Origin of the sequence: Caldanaerobius fijiensis DSM 17918 (genome assembly GCF_900129075.1) — a bacterium.
GTDB classification, from domain to species: Bacteria; Bacillota; Thermoanaerobacteria; order Thermoanaerobacterales; family Caldanaerobiaceae; genus Caldanaerobius; species Caldanaerobius fijiensis.
Genome location: NZ_FQVH01000011.1, coordinates 47561 through 67373 on the forward strand (window position 1 = coordinate 47561; position 19813 = coordinate 67373).

Consider the following 19813-nt stretch of genomic DNA (forward strand, 5'->3'; position numbering starts at 1 on the left):
ATTATTATACACATGTCAATAAAAAACCTTATAAAGATACAAGCCCTGTGGAGGAACCGTAGGTCCTGCTCTATTTCGATCCTTTGATTTAATTATCTGACTTATGTCGCTCCATACCATCCGTCCGGTCCCCACCAGAAGCAGTGTGCCTGTTATTATCCTAACCATATTGTATAAAAAGCCATCAGCTTCCACTACTAACTCTATTATTTCATCAATAGTGTTTAGCTCTAAGCGCTTAATCGTCCTCACAGACGACGTCACACTACCGCCTGCCGCTTTAAAAGCTGAAAAATCATGAGTGCCAACTAAAAGTTCAGCACCTCTTTTCATATGGTCAAGGTTTAATCTGTATCTAAAATGATATACATAATTTCTCAGCAAAGCTGAAGGTTGTTCGCTATTCAAGATATAATATCTGTATTCCTTGCTCAATGCGCTCTTTCGCGCATGAAAATCCTCATCAACTATTTCTGCACTTTTTACTACAATATCATCAGGCAATACACTGTTTAGCGCATAAGGTAGACGCTTTTCAGGTATCCTGACATTGCACTTAAAATTGGCTACCTGGCCCTTGGCGTGAACGCCAGCATCTGTCCTACCAGCCCCTATAAGATTAACATTTTCTCCTGTTATCTTTTTTATAGCTTTCAGCATCTCGCCTTGAATGGTATTCGCGTTGGTCTGGTATTGCCATCCATGATAATTGGTGCCATCGTATTCAATTATAAGCTTTATGTTATTCATAAGCTCACCACAAACCTATCCATCACTACCAGCAATATCATAACGATTGTAACAATAATCGCCACATAATCTCTTTTCTCAATGCGAAGCTGCCTCATTCTAGTCCTGTTTTCACCACCTCTGTAACACCTGGCTTCCATAGCCATAGCCAGTTCATCAGCTCTTCTAAAAGCGTTTATGAATAAAGGCACTAATAATGGCACCATAGCCTTTGCCCGTTTTATTATATTACCGCTTTCAAAATCCGCTCCTCTGGCCATTTGTGCCTTCATAATTTTATCAGCTTCATCCAATAGCGTAGGGATAAATCTTAACGCAATAGTCATCATCATGGCCAGCTCGTGAGCAGGTACACCTATCCGCTTGAAAGGACTCAAAATCAATTCTATACCGTCTGTAAGCATTATGGGAGATGTCGTCAAAGTCAACAGGGAAGTTCCAACTATGAGAAGTATCAATCGTATACTCATAAATATGGCTAAATTCAAACCTTCTGCTGTTAACCTGATAGAACCATAAGACCATATGGTATGACCCGGTGTCAAAAACATATTTATCGCCATGGTTATAAATAATATTGCCAGGAGAGGTTTTAAACCTTTGAAAATATAGCTTAAATGGACCTTTGAAATATAGACAGATGCCATAATATAAAGCACAACATAAACATATCCCGTATAATTTTTTACTATAAATAATACTATTATAAAAACAATAGATAATAAAATCTTTACCCTGGGATCCATGTTATGTATAGGTGTTTCACCAGGAACGTACTGACCTATTGTAATATCTTTAATGGCCATTTTTCTTACTCCTTATGATTTTTATGAGTTCTTTTTTGGCATCATCCACAGTATATATGCGATCATTGACATCAAATCCTTTATCTTTAAGGGCTTTCATCAACTGAGTAACCTGCGGTACCCCAAGGCCCATCTCTTTAAGCTCCTCCATTCTTGCAAATACCTCTGCTGGCTTACCTGTCATCGCGACCCTGCCTTTATTCATAACCACTATTCTATTAGCATACTTTGCCACATCTTCCATGCTGTGAGAAACTAGTACAATGGTCATATTTTCCTTTTGATGCAACTTCTTTATATTGCCTAAAATTTCATCTCTCCCTTTTGGGTCCAGTCCTGCTGTTGGTTCATCAAGTATAAGCACCTTCGGTTTCATCGCTAATACTCCTGCGATAGCTACCCTTCTCTTTTGTCCCCCCGATATCTCAAAAGGCGATTTGTCTTTTAATGTTTCATAATCCAATTCAACCAGTTCCATGGCATATCTTACTCTTTTTTCTACTTCTTTTTCATCAAGACCCATATTGATTGGGCCAAATGCAATATCTTTATAAATGGTCTCCTCAAATAACTGGTGCTCAGGATATTGAAAGACAAGCCCTACTTTTTGCCTCACTTTCTTTATATCTGAACCTCTAACAGTTATATCGATGTCGTCTATTAATATCTGGCCTGATGTGGGTTTTAAAAGCCCATTCATCTGCTGAATAAGAGTAGATTTACCCGAACCTGTGTGGCCTATAATAGCAATAAATTCGCCGTCATCTATAGTAAGGTTTATGTTATCAAGCGCAACGGCTTCAAAAGGTGTTCCCTTGTTGTAAATGTATGTTAGATCTTTTATCACAATCGACATATCAATTCCACCATTTCATCAACAGTTAAAATATTTACAGGAATATCATAACCATCTTTTCTTATTAAATAAGCCAATTCGGTTACCTGTGGCACATCTAAGCCTAATCGTTTTAATAACTCAACGTTTTTAAATACCTCTCGGGGTGTACCATTCATAACAATAGTACCATGATCCATCACAATTACCCTATCTGCATCCACAGCTTCATCCATATAATGGGTGATGTTTACTATGGTTATTCCTTCTTCTCTATTTAATTTTTTAACAGTATTCATAACTTCCTGTCTTCCTGAAGGATCCAACATTGCAGTAGCTTCATCCAATATGATACATTTTGGCCTCATGGCTATAATACCTGCTATTGCAACCCTTTGCTTTTGACCCCCTGATAGAAGGTGTGGAGCTTTTTTAGCATATTCTATCATACCCACTGCTCTAAGGGCTTCATCCACCCTCTCTCTGATATTTTGGGGCGGTATACCCAAATTTTCCGGACCAAAAGCTACATCTTCTTCTACAACCGAGGCCACCAGCTGATTATCGGGGTTTTGAAACACCATGCCAGCTGTCTGTCTTATATTCCATACCATATCACCATTTCTGGTATCAATACCATCTACCAAAACTGTTCCTGATGACGGCAATAACAATGCGTTAAAATGCTTGGCCAATGTAGATTTACCTGAACCGTTATGCCCTATTATCGTCACAAATTCCCCTTGCTTTATATCCACATTTATACCGTTTAGAGCCGCATCATTTTCTGACTGCTCATCCCTACTCCTCATTGAATTATACCTATATATTAAATCCCTGGCAGTGATTATATTCAACAATTACACCTCTTATGCTTTAATTTTAATATAGAAATATTCATTTTTTCGCATAATAACCACAATTGTATTATATATTATTTATCCCCAAAATGTAAATAGGGATTAAGCAATACTTAATCCCTGTCTACTCATATTAACTCAATTATCGCCATTGGCGCTGCATCACCGCGCCTTGGACCTATTTTTATGATCCTTGTATATCCACCCTGCCTGTCGGCATATCGTGGCGCTATCTCATCAAACAGATTCTTGACAACCGTTTCGTCATATATAAACGCAAGAGCCTGTCTCCTTGCGTGGAGATCCCCTCTCTTAGCCAGTGTTATCATTTTTTCAGCAAACTTTCTGGTCTCTTTTGCCCTGGCTTCTGTCGTCTTTATTCTCCCATGTTTTAAAAGACTTGTAGTAAGATTTCTCAACATCGCCATACGCTGGTCAGTAGGACGCCTTAATTTCCTATGGTACATCCTTTATCCCTCCTCACTTGGTTTTAAACTAAGTCCTAATGCCTTTAATTTCTGCTGTACTTCTTCCAATGATTTTTTCCCCAAGTTTCGAACTTTCATCATTTCTTCCTCAGTTTTTTGCGTCAATTCACCAACCGTGTTTATTCCCGCTCGCTTTAAGCAATTATATGACCTTACAGATAGATCCAATTCTTCTATAGGCATATCAATAAGATGATTATCTTGATTATTTTCTTTTTCCACCAAAATCTCCATGTCATTTATATGCTCGGACATAGTAACAAATAAGTTTAGATGTTCTATTAATATCTTTGCCGCCAGGCTTATAGCTTCATCCGGTTTAATGCTCCCATTGGTCCAAACCTCTAAAATAAGTTTATCATAATCTGTTATCTGCCCAACTCTAGCGTTTTCTACATTATAATTGACTTTTTTGACAGGAGTAAATATTGAATCAACGGGAATCAATCCAATCGGCTGATCAGGAAGCTTATTCCTCTCTGCCGTAACATACCCTCTTCCATTGGCTATAGTTAATTCCATATGGAGTCTAGCGTCCTTTTCCAGTGTTGCGATGTGCATATCTGGATAGACTATTTCTAGATCAGCGTCAGTCTTTATATCATCTGCTATTACTTCCCCTTCACCCGTCTTATCTATATAAGCCACTATTGGTTTGTCATCGTTGGAATGCAATTTTAAAGCCAGCTGTTTTATATTTAAAATTATTTCAGGTACATCTTCTACCACGCCAGGAATCGTCGAAAATTCATGTAATACGCCATCAATCTTTATTGAAGTTACGGCAGTACCCGGAAGCGAGGAAAGCAATACCCTCCGCAACGAATTCCCCAGAGTAATGCCATATCCTCTCTCCAATGGCTCTATACTAAACATGCTGTATGTGCCTTCCGGGTTCCTCTTCAGACATTCTATTTTTGGTTTTTCTATCTCTATCATGATATGAAAACCCTCCTAATCCATGAGTTCCATGTTTCAAAACCGAGGGTAACTGCTATCTTTACATTACTTAGAGTAAAGCTCAACAATATAATGCTCCTCAATCGGTATATCAATATGCTCTCTCTTGGGCAATGCCACTACAGTGCCTTGGAAATTATCTTTATCTAACTGGAGCCAATCGGGTACATTTCTGTTAGCTTCTAAATTGTCTTTTATCACCTGCATTTGACGACTCTTCTCTTTAACTGAAATCACATCCCCTACCTTTGTTTCATATGAAGGGATATCAACTTTTTGCCCGTTTACCAGTATATGGCCATGTTTAACTATCTGCCTTGCCTGTGCCCTTGAGGATGCAAAACCCAGTCTATATACTACATTATCAAGGCGCCTCTCTAACATCTGCAGCAGGTTTTCACCCGTTATACCCTTGCGCCTTTCTGCTTCTTCAAAATACCTTCTAAACTGCGTTTCTAATATTCCATAAATGCTTTTCACTTTTTGTTTTTCCCTCAGCTGAACACCATAGTTTGATAACTTCTTTCTATTCTGGCCGTGCTGTCCAGGAGCAAAAGCCCTTCTGCTTACCGGACATTTATCTGTATAACATTTATCTCCTTTTAAGAATAATTTCATTCCTTCCCTTCTGCATCTCCTGCAAACTGGTTGAGTATATCTCGCCATTTATAGCACCTCCTTTACAATCTTCTTCTCTTCGGTGGCCTACATCCATTGTGCGGAATAGGCGTAACGTCTTTTATCGCGTTTACTTCTAATCCTGCTGCTTGAAGCGCCCTTATAGCCGCCTCCCTGCCTGCTCCAGGCCCTTTGACATATACTTCTACATTTCTCATGCCCATATCCATAGCCGCCTTTGCAGCTGCTTCTGCAGCCATCTGCGCCGCAAAAGGTGTGGATTTCCTTGAACCTTTGAAACCCACTGTACCAGCGCTAGCCCATGAAATAGCATTTCCGGTCATATCTGTAAGCGTTACAATAGTATTATTAAAAGTTGAGTGAATGTGCGCAATACCCTTTTCCACATTTCTTCTATCGCGCCTTCTTCTGGCCTTTTTAACGTTTTTAGGCATATACGTCCCTCCTCTTACTTTTATTTCTTCTTCTTGGCCACAGTCCTCTTAGGCCCTTTTCTCGTTCTGGCATTAGTTCTGGTACGCTGACCTCGTACGGGCAATCCTTTACGATGCCGGATACCTCTATAACATCCGATATCTATAAGCCTTTTTATATTTGTCGCAACTTCTCTTCTTAAATCTCCCTCGACCTTATATTCATTCTCAATTATTTCCCTTAATTTCCTTTCTTCTTCATCAGTAAGATCTCGAACACGGGTATCCGGGTTTACCCCGGCTTTTTCTAATATCTTCTTTGAAGTAGCTCTTCCTATCCCATATATATACGTCAAACCTATTTCAACCCTTTTATCTCTTGGTAAATCAATGCCTGCTATTCTCGCCATAATCGTGCCTCCTTTCAACCCTGTCTCTGTTTATGTTTCGGGTTTTCGCAGATAATCATAACCCTACCTTTTCTCTTTATGACTTTGCATTTCTCACAAATCGGTTTAACCGATGGCCTTACCTTCATACAAAATCACTCCTTTTCTTTCTTTCCTCTCCATACGATCCTACCTCTCGTAAGGTCGTAAGGAGTTAATTCTACAGTCACTTTATCTCCCGGAAGGATTTTTATAAAGTTCATTCTCAGTTTGCCAGATATATGGGCTAACACCCTATAGCCATTTTCCAACTCTACCTGAAACATCGCATTAGGCAACGCCTCAACAACAGTCCCCTCTACCTCAATGACATCTTCTTTAGGCAAGGAAATTACCTCCCCATTTCACGCCTTTTTATATTTTTCCAGAGCCTTTCTTAAATCCGCATTCGAAATCTTTTTGCCACTCAATATTTTATCTCTAATGAACTCATCGCACTCATTTGTCTTTAAAAGATGTTTTATATTTTTTTTCTTAGGTTTATCTACCTTACGTAGCTCTCCATCAGCAATAAACGCATATCCACCATCTACAGCCAAAACAATAAAGTATCTGCCACTATCTCTGCCCATTTTCGATTTAACAATCTGACCAGGGGTTAAATCACTACTATTATTCATTTATTTCACCTGCCAGAATAGTCAATATTTCAGGTCCTTCAGGTGTAATAGCAATTGTGTTTTCATAATGTGCAGATAGTTTGCCGTCTGCTGTCACAACAGTCCAGTTATTGTCAAGAGTACGTACTTCAAAAGTGCCTTCGTTGACCATCGGCTCAATGGCAAGAGTCATACCTTCTCTAAGCCTTACACCCCTCCCCGAACATCCAAAATTCGGAACCTGTGGATCTTCATGCATACTACGACCTATGCCATGACCTACATATTCTCTCACAACAGAATAACCATTGGATTCCACATATCTTTGAATGGCGTATGAAATATCGTATAGCCGATGATCGCTGGTAGCGTACTGGATACCTTTAAAAAAACTTTCTTTTGTAACCTCAATCAACCTTTTCGCAGAGGCAGATATATTCCCTACAGGGAAGGTACGCGCCGCATCGCCGTGATACCCATTATAAATCACTCCGATATCAACGCTTACTATATCTCCATCCTTTAATTCCCTATCGCCAGGAATACCGTGTACAACCTCCTCGTTAACTGAAACACATATATTTGCAGGAAAGCCATTGTATCCCTTGAAAGAAGGAATTGCCCTATTTTTCTTTATATAATTTTCTGCGACGCGGTCCAGCTCAATTGTCTTAACCCCTGGCTTAATCTTTTCGCCAACCAGCTGAAGGCATTCCGCGACGATCCTACCTGCGATTTTCATAATCTCTATCTCGCGGCGCGATTTAATTATAATCATTTATCGTCGATGCTCCCCAATATGCGGCAAATATCTGCAAAAGCCTCCTCAATAGGCTTACCGCCATCTACTTCATACAAAAGACCTTTTTTGCTGTAATAATCTATCAGAGGTTTAGTCTGTTCATCATATACATCTAATCGCTTCTCAATCGTCTCTTTTGTATCGTCTTTTCTCTGTATTAAATTTGCACCACATACGTCGCATTTGCCCTCTACTTTTGGCGGAATATTTATTAAATGATAAACGGCACCACATTCCGGGCATACTCTTCTATAAATTACCCTATTTATTAATGTTTCCCTTTCTGCTACCATATTAATCACTGCATCAATTTTTTTGCCCATTTCTTTCAAAAAGTCGTCGAGAGCATCTGCCTGTTTTATTGTTCTGGGAAAGCCATCAAGTAAAAACCCCTTTTCACAATCAGGTCTCTTCAAGCGGTCCTTTACTATTTCGATGACGATCTCATCAGGTACCAATTGTCCCTTATCCATATACTCTTTCGCCTTATTCCCCAGTGCTGTCCCATTTTTTAGGTTTTCGCGGAATATGTCGCCAGTTGAAATATGAGGTATACCGTACTTGTCAACTATTTTCGCTGCGTGGGTGCCCTTTCCCGCTCCTGGCGGACCCATCAATATAACATTCATGTTATCACCTCATTTTAGAAATCCTTGATAATGGCGCATCAACATTTGTCCTTCCAATTGCTTGATAGTATCTATGGCAACACCAACGGCAATGAGGATTGCTGTACCGCCAAATGCTACGTTTAGACCTGTAGCACTCATTATCAATATCGGTATGACCGTAATAAGGGCAAGAAAAACACCGCCAACAAAAGTGATTCTATACATTATCCGGGTCAAATAATCTGCCGTCGGTTTTCCTGGCCTTATACCCGGTATAAAACCACCGTATTGTTTCATATTGTCAGCTACTTCTATAGGGTTGAAAATTATAGCCGTATAGAAATAAGTAAACAATATGATCAATATGAAATCAATCAAATTGTATGCGAAGCTATTCCAGTTAAAGTATCTATTTACTATGGTAGCAAATGTAGTATTTGGTAAAAACGCTGCGATCTGCAATGGAAAACCCACTATCGAAAGGCCAAAAATTATTGGTATAACCCCCGCCTGTAGCAATCTCAAGGGTATATGTGTGGATTGGCCTCCGTATACCTTTCTTCCTACCGTCCTCTTAGCATATTGTACAGGAATACGCCTTTGCGCTTCCTGCATTACTACAACGGATACAATTAACAACAATATAGCAATCCAAAAACCTAATCCACCCAAGAAGCTGGTAGTGCCTCCACTCACATATTTAAATGTGGTTGCAATCATACTCGGTATTCTCGCAATTATACCCGCAAAAATTATAAGGGATATACCATTGCCTATACCTTTATCAGTGATCTGTTCACCCAACCACATAAGAAACGCCGTTCCTGCCGTAAGCGTCAGGACTATTATCGTCATATTTATAAAACTGGGATTTACAATAGCACCTTTCAGCCCAAATGTCAAGCCGATTGCCTGTATCAATGCCAGTATTACCGTCCCATATCTCGTATACTGAGCAATCTTTTTACGTCCTTCCTCACCCTCTTTTGCCAATTGTTCCAAGCTTGGAATAGCAATTGTCAAAAGCTGAAGTATTATTGAGGCGTTGACATAAGGAATAATGCTCATAGCAAATATTGTAAAATCCCTGAATGCACCACCTGATATTATATCAAAAAAACCTAATAATTGTCCACTTTTCAGGTAATCTTTTATAATGGACGCATCTATATTAGGGATAGGAATATGGGATCCAGCTCTGAAAATTAACAACATTATCAGCGTATAAAGCATCCGTTTCCTTAAATCAGGCACTTTCCAGGCATTAATTAAGGTGGACAGCAATTTAAATCACCTCTACCTTTCCTCCAGCTTCCTGGATTTTTTTCACAGCACCCTCTGAAAACTTATTAGCCTTCACTGTCAAATTCTTTGTTAATTCGCCATCACCCAGTATTTTAACGCCATCTTTAATGTCCTTTATAATCCTTCTCTCCAGCAACACGTCAGGTGTAACCACATCTCCGTCATTAAATTTATCATTTAGTGTCTGGACATTTACAATAGCATATTCTTTTGCAAAAATATTGACAAATCCCCTCTTTGGTAATCTTCTGTGAAGCGGCATCTGTCCACCTTCAAAGCCTGGTCGCACGCCACCACCACTTCTCGCTTTTTGTCCTTTATGGCCGCGGGTAGATGTCTTGCCATGACCTGAGCCGATACCTCTGCCCACTCTTTTAGGCTTCTTTTTTGAACCTTCTGCAGGCTTTAATTCATGTAACTGCATTATTAACACCTCCTATACTATTTCTTCTACTTTAACAAGGTGCTTTACCTTATTGATCATTCCTCTTATTACAGGAGTATCTTCTTTAACAACGGTGCTGTGCAATTTCCGCAAGCCCAATGCTTTCACTGTACCAATCTGATCATCTGGCCTTCCTATAGTACTTCTAACCAAGGTTATTTTCAGCTTAGCCAACATTAATCACCTCAACCAAGAATTTCCTCAACTGTTTTGCCCCTTAATCTTGCCACTTCTTCAACGGTCCTCAACGACTTTAGACCTTCAAAAGCTGCATTTAGCATATTCCTAGCATTATTGGACCCAACAGATTTCGTCCTTATATTCTTTATCCCTGCAACCTCAAATAATAACCTCAACGGTCCACCTGCTATGACACCGGTACCTTCTCTTGCAGGCTTCATAATAACTTCACCAGCGCCAAAATGGCCCAATACTTCATGTGGAATAGTGTCATTTACAATGGGAATTTTTATCAAGTTTTTCTTAGCAGATTCAATAGCCTTTCGTATGGCGTCAGGTATCTCAGCTGCTTTTCCTTTACCAATGCCAACATGGCCTTTCTTATCACCTACAACAACGACAACACTAAACCTGAAATTTTTACCGCCCTGAACAACTTTTGCTACCCTGTTTATAGAAACAACTCGCTCTTCAAGATTTTCTATTTTACTAGCATCTATTCGCACAAAATCCCCTCCTTTACTTTAAAATTCTAAACCAGCATTTCTGGCTGCTTCCGCCAGTTCTTTAACTTTTCCATGATATATATAGCCGCCTCTGTCAAACACAACTTTTTTTATACCTTTCTCCAGAGCTTTTTTGGCCACCAACTCTCCTACAGCTCTAGCCGATCTGATATTGCACCCCTTTACCTGGCCTCTAAGCTCAGGAGATAATGTAGACACATAGACCAATGTTCTTCCCTGTGTATCATCAATAATCTGTGCGTAAATGTGCTTTAAACTTTTGAATACGCACAAGCGAGGTCTTTCCGGCGTACCTTTAACCTTCTTCCTAATCCTTAAATGGCGCCTGGCTCTTAGCTTATTTCTATCTTCTTTGAGTATCATACTATCACTCCTTTCATTACTTCTTACCTGTCTTACCTTCCTTGAGCTTCAGAACTTCATCGGAGTATTTAATGCCTTTGCCTAAATACGGATCAGGCTTTTTAAGTGATCGTATCTGAGCAGCAACCTGTCCTACCAGCTGTTTATCTACACCCTTAACGGTAATTTTGTTTTCATTTACTACATACTCTATTCCTGGAACCTCATCGACTTCTACTGGATGGGAAAAGCCAAGACTCAGCACCAATTTCTTGCCCTGCTTTTGAACCCTATATCCAACGCCCTGTACCTCTAATGTTTTTTCAAAGCCTTTATTTACACCTTCAATCATGTTCTGTATCAAAGCCCTTGTGAGCCCATGCAATGCCTTGTGTTCCCTCTCGTCACTAGGTCTTTTGACGAATATTTTGCCATCTTCCACCACAATCTTCATGTCTTTATGAAATTCTTTTTTCAGCTCACCTTTTGGGCCTTTCACTGTTACCACATTACCCTCAACTTTCACATCCGTCCCTTTCGGTATTTCAACAGGCAACCTACCTATTCTTGACATAATCGCACCTCCCCTACCAGATATAGCAAATTACTTCTCCGCCTACTCCTTCTTTTCTGGCTTGTTTATCAGTTAATATACCTTTAGACGTAGATATAATTGCTGTTCCAAGCCCTCCTAAAACCCTTGGCAGCTGATCATGAGTTGCATACACTCTTAAACCAGGCTTGCTTATTCTCTTAAGCCCTGATATTACCCTCTCTTTGTTTGGCCCATATTTTAACCATATTCTTATATTTTTATGATTGCCATCTTCAATTACTTCTACATTCTTGATATACCCTTCATCTAACATAATAGATGCTAATTTCATTTTTAATTTAGAGTATGGTATATCTACAGTCTCATGTCTGGCAATATTCGCATTTCTTATCCGTGTAAGCATATCCGCAATTGTATCTGTAACCATCATAATATGCCTCCTTTCTATCCTTACCAGCTGGCTTTCTTAACACCTGGAATTTCGCCTTTATAAGCTTTTTCTCTAAAGCAAATCCTGCATATACCAAATTTGCTCAAATAAGCATGAGGTCTTCCACAAATCTTACATCTATTGTAAGCCCTTGTGGGATATTTCGGTTTTCTCTGTTGTTTTACAATTAAAGCTTTTCGTGCCAAACTCAGTACCTCCTTTATTTAGAAAATGGCATTCCCAGTAACTCTAACAATGCCCGTGCTTCTTCGTCTGTCTTAGCTGTAGTGACAAAAACAATATCCATACCCCTGATTTTATCTATCTTATCGTAATCAATTTCAGGAAAAATAAGCTGCTCCCGTATACCTAATGTATAATTACCTCTTCCATCAAAAGAATTGCTCGATACCCCTCTGAAATCGCGAACCCTAGGAAGATTTATATTAAACAACTTATCGGCAAACTCATACATCTTTTCGCCTCTTAATGTAACCTTTGCACCTATTGGCATTCCTGCTCTTATCTTAAAAGCTGCTATTGACTTCTTAGCCCTTGTAACCATTGGTTTCTGGCCCGTAATCATGGCTAAATCATTTACCGCTGATTCTAAAGCTTTTGGGTTTTCTTTTGCGTCACTGACACCCGTATTTATAACGATTTTCTCGAGTTTTGGCACCTGCATTATATTTTTATAGTTAAATCTCTTCATCAATGCTGGGACTACTTCATTTTTATAGTACTCGTGTAACCTCGACACTTTTTAATGCCTCCTTTCATCCTCATTTATCCAGCGATTCATTGCATTTTTTGCAAACTCTAATCTTTTCTCCATTCTCCAGTATCTCTGTCTTATATCTTACGCCCCTATTGCAATTAGGGCAAAACAGCATTACCTTTGAACTGTTTATCGGTGCTTCTTCATGTATTATTCCAGCTTGCTGAATCCCTGGTCTTGGCTTCTGATGTTTCGTAACAATATTTACTCCTTCTACCAATACCTTACCTGTCTTCGGAAAAGCCTTCAATATTTTGCCTTTTTTACCTTTATCATCACCCGATATGACTACGACCATATCGCCCTTTTTAACATGCACGTCTATCACCTCCATCAAAGTACTTCAGGCGCTAGCGATATAATTCTTGCAAAATCTTTTTCTCTCAGTTCTCTCGCCACAGGTCCAAATATACGTGTACCTCTTGGTTGTTTGTCATCTCTTATAATTACAGCGGCATTATCATCAAACCTGATATAAGACCCATCCTTCCTTCTAATGCCTCTTTTAGAGCGAACCACAACGGCTTTTACCACATCGCCTTTTTTAACAACGCCGCCTGGTGTTGCATCTTTAACAGAACAAACAATTATATCGCCGATATTCGCGTATTTTTTATGAAAACCGCCCATTACATGAATACACATCAACTCTTTTGCTCCAGTATTATCTGCCACATTAAGTCTTGTCTGAGGTTGAATCATCGCCTTATCCTCCTTCCAAATTATTTTGCCCGCTCAAGAATCTCTACAAGCCTCCACCTTTTTTCTTTGCTCAACGGCCTTGTTTCCATAATTTTTACTTTATCCCCTACTCTGCACTGGTTCTGCTCATCATGAACTTTAAATTTTTTTGTTCGCCTGATAGTCTTGCCGTACAAAGGATGTTTTACCCTATCTTCAATAGCCACGACCACAGTTTTATCCATTTTATCACTGACAACAATACCTACTCTCACCTTACGCGCATTCCGTTCCAAGCTAATCCCTCCTTATTTTGATATGGCTTTTAATTCCCTTTCTCGTAAAATGGTCTTTATCCTTGCGATATCTTTTCTAATCAGCCTTATTCTCATAGGATTATCTAACTGCCCTGTCACCATCTGAAACCTCAAATTAAATAACTCTTCTTTGAGGTCACGCAATTTTCTATTGAGTTCAGCATCCGATAACTCTCTCAACTCATTAGCTTTCATTGGCCTCACCACCCATTTCTTCTCGCTTTATGAACTTCGTCTTTATAGGCAGCTTATACATAGCAAGGCGCAGTGCTTCTCTAGCTGTTTCTTCAGGTATACCGCCTATCTCGAACAGCACCCTACCAGGTTTTACCACAGCTACCCAGAGTTCCGGGTTACCCTTACCAGAACCCATACGCGTTTCAGCCGGTTTCCTCGTAAGAGGCTTATCCGGGAATATTTTGATCCAGACCTTACCTCCCCTTCTTACATATCTGGTTATAGCAACCCTGCACGCTTCAATCTGATTTGCCGTTATCCAGCCGGGTTCCAGTGCCTGTATTGCATAATCTCCATAAGTAATGGTGTTTCCTCTTGTAGCTTTACCTTTTATCCTGCCTTTTTGCATCTTTCTGAACTTTGTCCTTTTCGGCATCAACATTGTCGCTCACTCCTTCCTCTTTTTCCTCATTTTTACGCGGAAGTATTTCTCCTCTATTTATCCATACCTTTACACCTATTTTCCCATAGGTCGTATGAGCTTCTGCAAAGCCATAATCTATATCTGCTCTCAACGTCTGCAACGGCACAACACCCTCATGGTAATGCTCTGTTCTGGCGATTTCAGCTCCGCCCAACCTGCCTGAACAAGCTGTCTTTATACCTTTAGCTCCTGCTCTCATCGTCCTCATTATCGCTTGCTTCATAGCTCTCCTAAAGCTTATACGTTTTTCCAGCTGTGATGCTATATTTTCTGCCACCAGCTGTGCACTAAGCTCAGGCTTCTTTACCTCGATTATATTTATGACAATATTTTTACCTGTCATTTTTTCCAATTCATTTTTAAGCTCCTCAATGCCTGAACCACCTTTTCCTATAACCATTCCTGGCTTTGCAGTATGGATATTTATTCTCGTCCTGTTAGCCGTTCTCTCTATTTCAATGCGAGCCACACCGGAATCATACAACTTTGTCTTTATATAGCGGCGCAACTTATCGTCTTCCAGTAAATTATTTGCAAAGTCTTTATCGTTGGAAAACCACCTCGATTCCCAACCCCTTATAATTCCTATTCTTAAACCAATTGGATTTACCTTTTGACCCATTATATCCCTCCTTTTATCTCTCTTTCACTACTACAGTGAGGTGGCTGGTCCTTCTTCTCATGACATCAGCTCTACCTCTTGCCCTTGGCTTATATCTCTTCATTATGGGACCTGGATTTGCAAAAACTTCTGCAACATATAAGTTATCCGCATTCATATTAAAATTGTTTTCGGCATTAGCTACCGCCGATTTTAACACCTTGCGCAAATAATATGCAGCCTTATTAGGTGTGTAATTCAATATAGCCATTGCTTCTCTTACGCTCTTCCCACGTATCATATCAACCACAAGGCGCGCTTTTAGCGGCGACAACCTTAAATACCTGGCTGTTGCTCTGGCTTCCACTATAGATACCTCCCTTGCATATAATCGATAAATCAATGCCTCTACTTCATTTTGCTATTTCACCTTGGTAGTCTTTTCCGTGCCTGCATGGCCTCCAAATTTTCTGGTAGGTGCAAACTCACCTAACTTATGACCCACCATTTCTTCTGTTATATAAACAGGTACATGCTTTCTTCCGTCATGTACAGCTATGGTATGGCCGACCATTTCAGGAACAATTGTAGAACTTCTGGACCACGTTTTAATGATGGACTTTTCCCTTTTTTCATTCATATCTATTATCTTTTTAAGCAACTTCGGATCCACATATGGTCCTTTTTTTAGCGACCTGCTCATTGAATTCCCTCCTTTTGCTATTTCTTTCTCCTGCGCACGATATATTTATCAGACGGCTTATTCTTTTTCCTGGTCTTATAGCCCAATGTAGGTTTACCCCAAGGAGTAACCGGCGACGGTCTTCCGATAGGTGCTTTGCCTTCACCACCACCATGTGGATGATCCACAGGATTCATTGCCGATCCTCTAACTGTTGGCCTTATACCAAGCCATCTACTACGACCAGCTTTTCCTAAAGTGATATTTTCATGGTCTAAATTCGATACCTGCCCTATAGTGGCTTTACACTCCAACCTGACCATTCTAACTTCAGACGATGGCAACCTTAATTGAGCATAGTCGCCTTCTTTTGCAATGAGCTGAGCTGCAGCACCCGCCGCTCTTACCAGCTGCCCTCCTTTGCCAGGTACTAATTCTATGTTGTGTACGATTGTACCTACAGGGATGTTTTTAAGCGGAAGCGCATTTCCTATTTTTATTTCTGCATTTTCGCCCGACATAACCGTATCGCCAACCTGAAGCCCGTAAGGAGCTATTATATACCTCTTTTCACCATCTGCATAATGCAAAAGCGCTATATACGCAGTCCTGTTGGGATCATATTCTATTGAAGCAACCTTTGCTGGTATTCCGTCTTTATCCCTTTTAAAATCAATTATTCTATACAACCTCTTGTGTCCGCCACCTCTATGCCTTACCGTTATACGCCCGTATACATTTCTACCTGCTTTCTTATTCAAACTGATTGTAAGTGACTTTTCGGGTTCCTTTTTCGTTATCTCTTCAAATGTAGAAACTGTCATAAAGCGCCTGCCCGGGGATGTCGGTTTGTATTTTTTTATTCCCACTTCGTGTCCCTCCTTAAATTACATTTCAACATAGGAATATTTATATATTTTCAAAGAACTCAATCGTCTTGCTATCTGGAGTCAATTTGACAATAGCTTTTTTCCAATCCGGTTTTTTCCCTTCGTACCTGCCTACTCGCTTTTTTTTGCCTCTTATATTCATTGTATAGACTTTTTCCACTTTTACACCAAATAATTCTTCAACAGCTTTTTTTATCTCAATTTTATTAGCATCTCTCGCCACTTCAAATGTGTATTTTTTATCTCCCATGAGATTCATTGACTTCTCAGTAATTATAGGCCTTATTATGATATCATAAGGAGTTGCCATTATGCAAACACCTCCTCAATTTTGAGTATGGCATCTTTCGTCACAATAAACTTATTGTGTTTCAATATCTCATAAGTGTTAATGTTATTAGCAATCATGGTCTTAACACCTGGTATATTTCTCGCTGATCTTTCAACAATCTCATCTTTTTCTGGCACCACTATTAAAGCCTTTTTTTCCACGTTAAAATTCTTCAAAAGTTTTACAATTTCTTTTGTCTTAGGCTGTGGCAGCTTCAGATCTTCCAGAACTATTATGTCGTTGTCTTTCACCTTTGAAGATAGCGCAGATTTTAATGCCAATCTTTTTATCTTTTTAGGAAGTTTGTAGCTGTAATCCCTCGGCTTTGGCCCAAATACAACACCACCTTTTATCCATTGCGGTGCTCTTATACTCCCTTGTCTGGCGCGCCCGGTACCTTTCTGCCTCCAGGGTTTCCTACCTCCTCCTCTTACTTCACCCCTGGTTTTTGTAGAGTGGGTACCCTGCCTTTGATTAGCAAGATAATTAACCACAGCCTGATGCATCGCAGGAACATTTATATCTACACCAAATATATTATCGTTCAGTTCTATTTCGCCCACTTGTTCAGCATTTAAGTTATAAACTGGAACCTTTGGCATTTATAAGCCTCCCTTCATCATTTATTTACTTTTACAGTGTCCTTTATCATCAAAAGAGATCCCTTATTACCTGGTACCGACCCTTTAACCAACATAAGATTTTTTTCCGGATATATCTTTACGATCTCTAAGTTCTGCACTGTAACCCTCTCACCGCCTAAACGACCTGGCAGATGATGGCCCTTTAAAACCCTGGCTGGAAATGTTGATGCACCCAGTGAACCGACCTTTCTATGGTGCTTTGAACCGTGAGCCATAGGACCTCTTCTAGCATTCCATCTCTTTATAGTACCTGCAAATCCTTTCCCTTTCGAAATACCAGTGACATCAACTCTTTCGCCCACAGAAAATATATCCACCTTTATTTCATCCCCCACATTGTATGGGGCATCTGCTATTCTAAACTCTCTCAAATATTTTTTAAACGGTACGTTTGCTTTTTTAAAGTGTCCTATCAGTGGCTTATTAAGTTTGCTCTCTTTAATATCCATAAATCCTACTTGAATTGCGTCGTAACCGTCATTGTCTACCGTCTTCTTTTGAACCACCACACAAGGACCTGCTTCTATTACTGTTACAGGGACAACTGTACCATCTTCTCTAAACACTTCAGTCATACCTATTTTTCGACCTAAAATCGCTTTTTTCAACGTTCACACCTCCTATCACAGCTTTATCTCTATATCGACGCCTGCCGGGAGATCTAGCCTCATAAGCGAATCAACAGTTTTTGGCGTTGGATTTAATATATCAATAAGTCTCTTATGAGTTCTTATTTCAAACTGCTCCCTGGAATCTTTATATTTATGCGGTGCCCTAAGTATAGTTATCACTTCCCTTTCAGTCGGCAGGGGTATAGGACCCGACACATCTGCGCCTGTACGCTTTGCCGTTTCAATTATCTTTTTGGCAGATTGATCCAGAATTGCATGGTCGAAAGCCTTTAGCTTTATCCTTATATTTTGCTTAGCCATAATTTCCCTCCTCCTATATACACTCTACCGGGTGTTTCAAATTTAAACCTACCCGATGGGTAGGTTTAAATTTTGTAAAATCACTCTATTATAGAAGCGACTGTACCAGCTCCTACAGTCCTTCCGCCTTCCCTTATAGCAAACCTCAATCCCTCTTCTATCGCTATCGGCGTTATCAACTCTACCGTCATCGTTATATTGTCCCCGGGCATCACCATCTCTACACCTTCCGGTAACTGTATGGTCCCTGTTACGTCTGTTGTCCTGAAGTAAAACTGCGGCCTGTACCCGTTGAAGAACGGCGTGTGCCTTCCTCCCTCTTCTTTCGTCAGTACGTATACCTGCGCCGTAAATTTCGTATGCGGATGTATCGTACCTGGCTTCGCTAATACCTGCCCTCTCTCTACTTCCTCTCTCTGTATGCCTCTTAACAATACTCCTATGTTGTCTCCTGCTTGCGCTTCGTCCAGTATCTTCCTGAACATCTCTACACCTGTTACTACTGTCTTCTTCTTCTCCGTCGATAACCCTACTATCTCTACCTCTTCTCCTACCTTTAATGTCCCTCTCTCTACTCTACCAGTAACAACTGTTCCTCTTCCTGTTATCGTAAATACGTCCTCTATCGGCATTAAGAACGGTTTGTCTATCTCTCTGTCCGGTGTCGGAATGTAACTGTCTACTGCATCCATTAACTCCCATATCTTCCCGCACCACTCGCACTCTCTCTTTCCACATCCACACTCTAATGCCTTTAACGCTGACCCTACCACTATCGGCGTGTCATCTCCAGGAAACTCGTACTCATTCAGTAAGTCCCTTACTTCCATCTCTACTATCTCTAATAGCTCGGGATCGTCTACCATGTCTGATTTGTTCATAAATACTACTATATACGGTACCCCTACCTGCCTCGCTAACAGTATGTGCTCCCTCGTCTGAGGCATTACACCATCCGCAGCTGATACAACCAATATCGCTCCGTCCATCTGCGCAGCACCTGTTATCATGTTCTTTACATAGTCGGCATGCCCAGGACAATCTACGTGCGCATAATGCCTGCTCTCTGTCTCATACTCTACGTGCGCTGTGTTTATCGTTATTCCTCTCGCCTTCTCCTCTGGCGCCTTGTCTATCTCATCATATGCTGTCTTTACGGCCTTGCCCTGCGTCGCTAATACCGCTGTTATGGCCGCTGTTAATGTCGTCTTCCCATGATCAACATGCCCTATCGTCCCTATATTTACATGGGGCTTCGTTCTCTCATAACGTGCTTTTGCCATCTCTTTTCCTCCTATC

At 40.2% G+C, this 19813-nt stretch carries 37 protein-coding genes; all 37 read right to left on the reverse strand.

Annotation, left to right across the window (positions count from 1 at the left end):
- Window positions 1–15: 15 nt before the first annotated feature.
- The 37 genes from truA to tuf all read right to left on the reverse strand — a co-directional run bounded on the left by truA (window position 16) and on the right by tuf (window position 19797).
- Window positions 16–750, reverse strand: coding sequence for a tRNA pseudouridine(38-40) synthase TruA (gene truA, locus BUB87_RS06245; protein WP_073342918.1), 735 nt, complete (start codon window positions 748–750; stop codon window positions 16–18).
- Window positions 747–1556: an energy-coupling factor transporter transmembrane component T family protein gene (locus BUB87_RS06250; protein ID WP_073342921.1), complete on the reverse strand. Its 810-nt coding sequence runs from the start codon at window positions 1554–1556 to the stop codon at window positions 747–749. Before BUB87_RS06250 ends, truA begins: the two co-directional genes overlap by 4 nt.
- Complete coding sequence (locus BUB87_RS06255) at window positions 1546–2412, reverse strand: energy-coupling factor transporter ATPase (protein WP_073342924.1); 867 nt, start codon at window positions 2410–2412, stop codon at window positions 1546–1548. The genes BUB87_RS06250 and BUB87_RS06255 overlap by 11 nt, the downstream gene beginning before the upstream one ends.
- On the reverse strand, window positions 2400–3203 hold the full coding sequence (locus BUB87_RS06260) for an energy-coupling factor transporter ATPase (RefSeq protein WP_407641827.1): 804 nt from the start codon (window positions 3201–3203) through the stop codon (window positions 2400–2402). The genes BUB87_RS06255 and BUB87_RS06260 overlap by 13 nt, the downstream gene beginning before the upstream one ends.
- A 176-nt stretch (window positions 3204–3379) precedes the next feature.
- The gene (rplQ, locus tag BUB87_RS06265; protein WP_073342930.1) at window positions 3380–3718 is read right to left on the reverse strand and encodes a 50S ribosomal protein L17; all 339 of its coding nucleotides are present in this window, start codon (window positions 3716–3718) and stop codon (window positions 3380–3382) included.
- A 3-nt stretch (window positions 3719–3721) separates the two neighbouring features.
- On the reverse strand, window positions 3722–4678 hold the full coding sequence (locus tag BUB87_RS06270; protein ID WP_073342932.1) for a DNA-directed RNA polymerase subunit alpha: 957 nt from the start codon (window positions 4676–4678) through the stop codon (window positions 3722–3724).
- Window positions 4679–4744: 66 nt separating this feature from the next.
- Complete coding sequence (gene rpsD, locus BUB87_RS06275) at window positions 4745–5365, reverse strand: 30S ribosomal protein S4 (RefSeq protein ID WP_073342935.1); 621 nt, start codon at window positions 5363–5365, stop codon at window positions 4745–4747.
- Window positions 5366–5379: 14 nt separating this feature from the next.
- Window positions 5380–5772 (reverse strand): 30S ribosomal protein S11, encoded by a 393-nt coding sequence (gene rpsK / locus BUB87_RS06280; RefSeq protein ID WP_073342937.1) that lies wholly within the window; start codon window positions 5770–5772, stop codon window positions 5380–5382.
- A gap of 20 nt (window positions 5773–5792) precedes the next feature.
- Window positions 5793–6161, reverse strand: a complete 369-nt coding sequence (rpsM, locus tag BUB87_RS06285; RefSeq protein ID WP_073342940.1) for a 30S ribosomal protein S13 — start codon at window positions 6159–6161, stop codon at window positions 5793–5795.
- Window positions 6162–6175: 14 nt separating this feature from the next.
- Window positions 6176–6289, reverse strand: coding sequence for a 50S ribosomal protein L36 (gene rpmJ / locus BUB87_RS06290; RefSeq protein ID WP_073342943.1), 114 nt, complete (start codon window positions 6287–6289; stop codon window positions 6176–6178).
- Between the two features lie 6 nt (window positions 6290–6295).
- Complete coding sequence (gene infA / locus BUB87_RS06295; protein WP_073342946.1) at window positions 6296–6526, reverse strand: translation initiation factor IF-1; 231 nt, start codon at window positions 6524–6526, stop codon at window positions 6296–6298.
- A gap of 18 nt (window positions 6527–6544) precedes the next feature.
- On the reverse strand, window positions 6545–6820 hold the full coding sequence (locus tag BUB87_RS06300; RefSeq protein ID WP_073342948.1) for a KOW domain-containing RNA-binding protein: 276 nt from the start codon (window positions 6818–6820) through the stop codon (window positions 6545–6547).
- Window positions 6813–7577, reverse strand: coding sequence for a type I methionyl aminopeptidase (gene map / locus BUB87_RS06305; RefSeq protein WP_073342951.1), 765 nt, complete (start codon window positions 7575–7577; stop codon window positions 6813–6815). The genes BUB87_RS06300 and map overlap by 8 nt, the downstream gene beginning before the upstream one ends.
- A complete protein-coding gene (locus BUB87_RS06310) occupies window positions 7574–8230 on the reverse strand; it encodes an adenylate kinase (RefSeq protein WP_073342954.1) in 657 nt (218 codons plus the stop codon). The genes map and BUB87_RS06310 overlap by 4 nt, the downstream gene beginning before the upstream one ends.
- Window positions 8231–8239: 9 nt before the next feature.
- On the reverse strand, window positions 8240–9496 hold the full coding sequence (gene secY / locus BUB87_RS06315; protein WP_073342957.1) for a preprotein translocase subunit SecY: 1257 nt from the start codon (window positions 9494–9496) through the stop codon (window positions 8240–8242).
- Between the two features lies 1 nt (window position 9497).
- Entirely contained in the window at window positions 9498–9941 is a 444-nt protein-coding gene (rplO, locus tag BUB87_RS06320; RefSeq protein WP_073342960.1) for a 50S ribosomal protein L15, read from the reverse strand.
- Between the two features lie 12 nt (window positions 9942–9953).
- Window positions 9954–10139 (reverse strand): 50S ribosomal protein L30, encoded by a 186-nt coding sequence (gene rpmD / locus BUB87_RS06325; protein ID WP_073342962.1) that lies wholly within the window; start codon window positions 10137–10139, stop codon window positions 9954–9956.
- An 8-nt stretch (window positions 10140–10147) separates the two neighbouring features.
- Window positions 10148–10648: a 30S ribosomal protein S5 gene (rpsE, locus tag BUB87_RS06330; RefSeq protein WP_073342965.1), complete on the reverse strand. Its 501-nt coding sequence runs from the start codon at window positions 10646–10648 to the stop codon at window positions 10148–10150.
- Window positions 10649–10666: 18 nt separating this feature from the next.
- A complete protein-coding gene (rplR, locus tag BUB87_RS06335; protein ID WP_073342967.1) occupies window positions 10667–11032 on the reverse strand; it encodes a 50S ribosomal protein L18 in 366 nt (121 codons plus the stop codon).
- A gap of 16 nt (window positions 11033–11048) precedes the next feature.
- The gene (gene rplF, locus BUB87_RS06340) at window positions 11049–11585 is read right to left on the reverse strand and encodes a 50S ribosomal protein L6 (RefSeq protein ID WP_073342970.1); all 537 of its coding nucleotides are present in this window, start codon (window positions 11583–11585) and stop codon (window positions 11049–11051) included.
- Window positions 11586–11598: 13 nt separating this feature from the next.
- A complete protein-coding gene (gene rpsH, locus BUB87_RS06345; RefSeq protein ID WP_073342972.1) occupies window positions 11599–11997 on the reverse strand; it encodes a 30S ribosomal protein S8 in 399 nt (132 codons plus the stop codon).
- Between the two features lie 20 nt (window positions 11998–12017).
- Window positions 12018–12203, reverse strand: coding sequence for a type Z 30S ribosomal protein S14 (locus BUB87_RS06350; protein WP_073342975.1), 186 nt, complete (start codon window positions 12201–12203; stop codon window positions 12018–12020).
- A gap of 14 nt (window positions 12204–12217) precedes the next feature.
- Entirely contained in the window at window positions 12218–12757 is a 540-nt protein-coding gene (gene rplE, locus BUB87_RS06355) for a 50S ribosomal protein L5 (RefSeq protein WP_073342977.1), read from the reverse strand.
- A gap of 22 nt (window positions 12758–12779) precedes the next feature.
- Complete coding sequence (rplX, locus tag BUB87_RS06360) at window positions 12780–13109, reverse strand: 50S ribosomal protein L24 (protein WP_073342980.1); 330 nt, start codon at window positions 13107–13109, stop codon at window positions 12780–12782.
- Window positions 13109–13477, reverse strand: a complete 369-nt coding sequence (gene rplN, locus BUB87_RS06365) for a 50S ribosomal protein L14 (protein WP_073342982.1) — start codon at window positions 13475–13477, stop codon at window positions 13109–13111. Before rplN ends, rplX begins: the two co-directional genes overlap by 1 nt.
- Window positions 13478–13497: 20 nt before the next feature.
- The gene (gene rpsQ, locus BUB87_RS06370) at window positions 13498–13752 is read right to left on the reverse strand and encodes a 30S ribosomal protein S17 (protein WP_073342985.1); all 255 of its coding nucleotides are present in this window, start codon (window positions 13750–13752) and stop codon (window positions 13498–13500) included.
- A 12-nt stretch (window positions 13753–13764) separates the two neighbouring features.
- On the reverse strand, window positions 13765–13968 hold the full coding sequence (gene rpmC / locus BUB87_RS06375) for a 50S ribosomal protein L29 (RefSeq protein ID WP_073342987.1): 204 nt from the start codon (window positions 13966–13968) through the stop codon (window positions 13765–13767).
- Window positions 13958–14392 carry a 50S ribosomal protein L16 gene (gene rplP / locus BUB87_RS06380; protein WP_073342990.1) on the reverse strand — a complete coding sequence of 145 codons (435 nt, stop codon included), beginning with the start codon at window positions 14390–14392 and terminating at the stop codon, window positions 13958–13960. The genes rpmC and rplP overlap by 11 nt, the downstream gene beginning before the upstream one ends.
- A complete protein-coding gene (rpsC, locus tag BUB87_RS06385) occupies window positions 14334–15056 on the reverse strand; it encodes a 30S ribosomal protein S3 (protein ID WP_073342992.1) in 723 nt (240 codons plus the stop codon). Before rpsC ends, rplP begins: the two co-directional genes overlap by 59 nt.
- 13 nt (window positions 15057–15069) lie before the next feature.
- A complete protein-coding gene (gene rplV / locus BUB87_RS06390; protein WP_073342994.1) occupies window positions 15070–15402 on the reverse strand; it encodes a 50S ribosomal protein L22 in 333 nt (110 codons plus the stop codon).
- A gap of 54 nt (window positions 15403–15456) precedes the next feature.
- Complete coding sequence (gene rpsS, locus BUB87_RS06395; RefSeq protein WP_073342997.1) at window positions 15457–15738, reverse strand: 30S ribosomal protein S19; 282 nt, start codon at window positions 15736–15738, stop codon at window positions 15457–15459.
- A 17-nt stretch (window positions 15739–15755) separates the two neighbouring features.
- The gene (gene rplB, locus BUB87_RS06400; RefSeq protein WP_073342999.1) at window positions 15756–16586 is read right to left on the reverse strand and encodes a 50S ribosomal protein L2; all 831 of its coding nucleotides are present in this window, start codon (window positions 16584–16586) and stop codon (window positions 15756–15758) included.
- A 40-nt stretch (window positions 16587–16626) separates the two neighbouring features.
- A complete protein-coding gene (gene rplW, locus BUB87_RS06405; protein WP_073343003.1) occupies window positions 16627–16917 on the reverse strand; it encodes a 50S ribosomal protein L23 in 291 nt (96 codons plus the stop codon).
- Window positions 16917–17540: a 50S ribosomal protein L4 gene (gene rplD / locus BUB87_RS06410; protein WP_073343005.1), complete on the reverse strand. Its 624-nt coding sequence runs from the start codon at window positions 17538–17540 to the stop codon at window positions 16917–16919. Before rplD ends, rplW begins: the two co-directional genes overlap by 1 nt.
- 17 nt (window positions 17541–17557) lie before the next feature.
- Window positions 17558–18190: a 50S ribosomal protein L3 gene (gene rplC, locus BUB87_RS06415; protein ID WP_073343008.1), complete on the reverse strand. Its 633-nt coding sequence runs from the start codon at window positions 18188–18190 to the stop codon at window positions 17558–17560.
- Between the two features lie 15 nt (window positions 18191–18205).
- The gene (gene rpsJ / locus BUB87_RS06420) at window positions 18206–18514 is read right to left on the reverse strand and encodes a 30S ribosomal protein S10 (protein ID WP_073343010.1); all 309 of its coding nucleotides are present in this window, start codon (window positions 18512–18514) and stop codon (window positions 18206–18208) included.
- 80 nt (window positions 18515–18594) lie between these two features.
- The gene (tuf, locus tag BUB87_RS06425; RefSeq protein WP_073343013.1) at window positions 18595–19797 is read right to left on the reverse strand and encodes an elongation factor Tu; all 1203 of its coding nucleotides are present in this window, start codon (window positions 19795–19797) and stop codon (window positions 18595–18597) included.
- Between the last annotated feature and the right edge of the window lie 16 nt (window positions 19798–19813).

Coding starts and splice junctions, on each gene's coding strand:
- rplO (WP_073342960.1), bottom strand. CDS start 9,941: ATGCAGTTACATGAATTAAAGCCTGCAGAAGGTTCAAAAAAGAAGCCT.
- tuf (WP_073343013.1), bottom strand. CDS start 19,797: ATGGCAAAAGCACGTTATGAGAGAACGAAGCCCCATGTAAATATAGGG.
- BUB87_RS06270 (WP_073342932.1), bottom strand. CDS start 4,678: ATGATAGAGATAGAAAAACCAAAAATAGAATGTCTGAAGAGGAACCCG.
- rplX (WP_073342980.1), bottom strand. CDS start 13,109: ATGGAGGTGATAGACGTGCATGTTAAAAAGGGCGATATGGTCGTAGTC.
- rpsK (WP_073342937.1), bottom strand. CDS start 5,772: ATGCCTAAAAACGTTAAAAAGGCCAGAAGAAGGCGCGATAGAAGAAAT.
- rplD (WP_073343005.1), bottom strand. CDS start 17,540: ATGCCAAAGGTTCCAGTTTATAACTTAAATGCTGAACAAGTGGGCGAA.
- rplW (WP_073343003.1), bottom strand. CDS start 16,917: ATGGCAACTCCTTATGATATCATAATAAGGCCTATAATTACTGAGAAG.
- rplR (WP_073342967.1), bottom strand. CDS start 11,032: ATGATACTCAAAGAAGATAGAAATAAGCTAAGAGCCAGGCGCCATTTA.
- BUB87_RS06250 (WP_073342921.1), bottom strand. CDS start 1,556: ATGGCCATTAAAGATATTACAATAGGTCAGTACGTTCCTGGTGAAACA.
- rpmJ (WP_073342943.1), bottom strand. CDS start 6,289: ATGAAGGTAAGGCCATCGGTTAAACCGATTTGTGAGAAATGCAAAGTC.
- rpsD (WP_073342935.1), bottom strand. CDS start 5,365: ATGGCGAGATATACTCAACCAGTTTGCAGGAGATGCAGAAGGGAAGGA.
- truA (WP_073342918.1), bottom strand. CDS start 750: ATGAATAACATAAAGCTTATAATTGAATACGATGGCACCAATTATCAT.
- BUB87_RS06310 (WP_073342954.1), bottom strand. CDS start 8,230: ATGAATGTTATATTGATGGGTCCGCCAGGAGCGGGAAAGGGCACCCAC.
- rplP (WP_073342990.1), bottom strand. CDS start 14,392: ATGTTGATGCCGAAAAGGACAAAGTTCAGAAAGATGCAAAAAGGCAGG.
- rpsJ (WP_073343010.1), bottom strand. CDS start 18,514: ATGGCTAAGCAAAATATAAGGATAAAGCTAAAGGCTTTCGACCATGCA.
- rpsM (WP_073342940.1), bottom strand. CDS start 6,161: ATGGCGAGAATAGCAGGCATTGATTTACCAAGAGATAAAAGGGTTGAA.
- BUB87_RS06255 (WP_073342924.1), bottom strand. CDS start 2,412: ATGTCGATTGTGATAAAAGATCTAACATACATTTACAACAAGGGAACA.
- BUB87_RS06260 (WP_407641827.1), bottom strand. CDS start 3,203: ATGAGGAGTAGGGATGAGCAGTCAGAAAATGATGCGGCTCTAAACGGT.
- rpsH (WP_073342972.1), bottom strand. CDS start 11,997: ATGATGGTTACAGATACAATTGCGGATATGCTTACACGGATAAGAAAT.
- rplF (WP_073342970.1), bottom strand. CDS start 11,585: ATGTCAAGAATAGGTAGGTTGCCTGTTGAAATACCGAAAGGGACGGAT.
- rplQ (WP_073342930.1), bottom strand. CDS start 3,718: ATGTACCATAGGAAATTAAGGCGTCCTACTGACCAGCGTATGGCGATG.
- rplN (WP_073342982.1), bottom strand. CDS start 13,477: ATGATTCAACCTCAGACAAGACTTAATGTGGCAGATAATACTGGAGCA.
- rpsC (WP_073342992.1), bottom strand. CDS start 15,056: ATGGGTCAAAAGGTAAATCCAATTGGTTTAAGAATAGGAATTATAAGG.
- BUB87_RS06300 (WP_073342948.1), bottom strand. CDS start 6,820: ATGAATAATAGTAGTGATTTAACCCCTGGTCAGATTGTTAAATCGAAA.
- rpmC (WP_073342987.1), bottom strand. CDS start 13,968: ATGAAAGCTAATGAGTTGAGAGAGTTATCGGATGCTGAACTCAATAGA.
- rpmD (WP_073342962.1), bottom strand. CDS start 10,139: ATGTTGGCTAAGCTGAAAATAACCTTGGTTAGAAGTACTATAGGAAGG.
- map (WP_073342951.1), bottom strand. CDS start 7,577: ATGATTATAATTAAATCGCGCCGCGAGATAGAGATTATGAAAATCGCA.
- rpsS (WP_073342997.1), bottom strand. CDS start 15,738: ATGAGCAGGTCGCTAAAAAAAGGACCATATGTGGATCCGAAGTTGCTT.